A 526-nucleotide genomic window follows, 5' to 3' on the forward strand; every position below is an offset into this window, starting at 1 on the left:
CGAAGGCAGGCTCGATAACTGGGGTGAAGTCGTAACAAGGTAGCCGTATCGGAAGGTGCGGCTGGATCACCTCCTTTCTAAGGAAATCGAGTAAAGCAGTTGTTTCGCTGTTGAGTTATTAAGCTAAACTTAATAACAATTAACAATGCTGGTGGCGATGCGCTTAGGGGAAACACCCGTTATACATCCCGAACACGATGGTTAAGACTTAAGCGGCCGATGGTACTTGGTTGGAGACGACCCGGGAGAGTAGGTGGCTGCCAGTTATAGAAAAAAGACAGAAAATATTTCTGTTTTACATATAGAAGTAACGAGTCGAAAGACTTGTTACGACCTTAACAGGTTTTACCTGTGATTAGAGATTTCAAAGAAGATTGAGATTTCTAATGACTGGTAAAACAGTCAAAATAGCACCTTGAAAATTTCATACAGATAGATTTTGATGAAAGAAAGTTGAATAAAATCAACTCTCAATATCAAGACATCCGAGAATTAACAAACCAAAAATTCAGTAAAAACTGAGAAA

2 rRNA genes are annotated in these 526 nt (G+C 39.4%); both read left to right on the top strand.

Annotation, left to right across the window (positions count from 1 at the left end):
• Positions 1-77: ribosomal RNA gene (locus H8R94_RS12060) — 16S ribosomal RNA — on the top strand; the annotation flags it as partial.
• Positions 78-147: 70 nt separating this feature from the next.
• Positions 148-266, top strand: a 5S ribosomal RNA gene (rrf, locus tag H8R94_RS12065).
• Positions 267-526 lie beyond the last annotated feature (260 nt).

Origin of the sequence: Roseburia lenta (genome assembly GCF_014287435.1) — a bacterium.
Classification (GTDB): domain Bacteria; phylum Bacillota; class Clostridia; order Lachnospirales; family Lachnospiraceae; genus Pararoseburia; species Pararoseburia lenta.